Annotated in this window: 1 protein-coding gene; it reads left to right on the forward strand. The window is 46.8% G+C overall.

All coding sequences use genetic code 11. The features are described 5' to 3' along the window. The coding region (locus tag G9H65_RS13265; RefSeq protein ID WP_166375817.1) for a hypothetical protein at positions 1–846 on the forward strand (846 nt) is incomplete at both ends.

Consider the following 846-nt stretch of genomic DNA (forward strand, 5'->3'; position numbering starts at 1 on the left):
GCACGAATTTTGGTACAGCCACGAGTGTGACCTTCAGCAATGGAGTAGCCACGGTGAGCATGAGCTTATACAAAGTAGAGTCGGCTGCTGTAGTAGCCACAGATGGCTCGGTGACAACCAGTGGATCAGATCGCTTGAGCGTAACGGTAAGCCCAGCGGCATTTAGCAAATTAGCTTTAAGCTTAGCAGGACCACAGATTAATGCCGTAGCGTTTACAGGTACAAATACCTTGACGGCTTTGGATGCTTATGGCAATACGGTAACTGGCTTTGATGCGAGTGCCAATAACATCACGGTAACAACCACAGGCTTGACAGGATCAATCTCTGGATTATCTGGAACTGATAAATTGAACAGTGCTGTTGACTTTAGCAGTGGAGTAGCGAACTTGACAAGCTTAGGCTTGAAGTACACAGGAACAGTAGGTTCAGGAACCTTCACATTTACTCCTGCCACAGGAACGGCAGTAACGAGTGGAAGTATCGATATCAATAGTGGATCGGCCAATAAGTTTGTGATTACGGGAAGCGGAACACAGACAGCAGGTACAAGTCAAACGATTACGATTACAGCGAAAGATGCACAAGGAAATACGGTAACAGCTTACACAGGAGCTAAGAGTTTAACCTTCTCTGGAGCGAATAGTTCTAGCTCACCAGTAAGCTCACCTAAAGTAGGAAGTACTGACTTTGGTACAGCGACGAGTGTAACCTTCAGCAATGGAGTAGCCACAGCGAGCATGAGCTTATACAAAGTGGAGTCTGCTTCAATCAGTGTGACAGACGGCAGCTTAACAGCGAGTGGAGGAGGAGAATTAGCTGTAGGCGTATCGGTAGGAAGCTTTG

Origin of the sequence: Aquirufa ecclesiirivi (assembly GCF_011250515.1) — a bacterium.
In the GTDB taxonomy this organism is placed as follows: domain Bacteria; phylum Bacteroidota; class Bacteroidia; order Cytophagales; family Spirosomataceae; genus Aquirufa; species Aquirufa ecclesiirivi.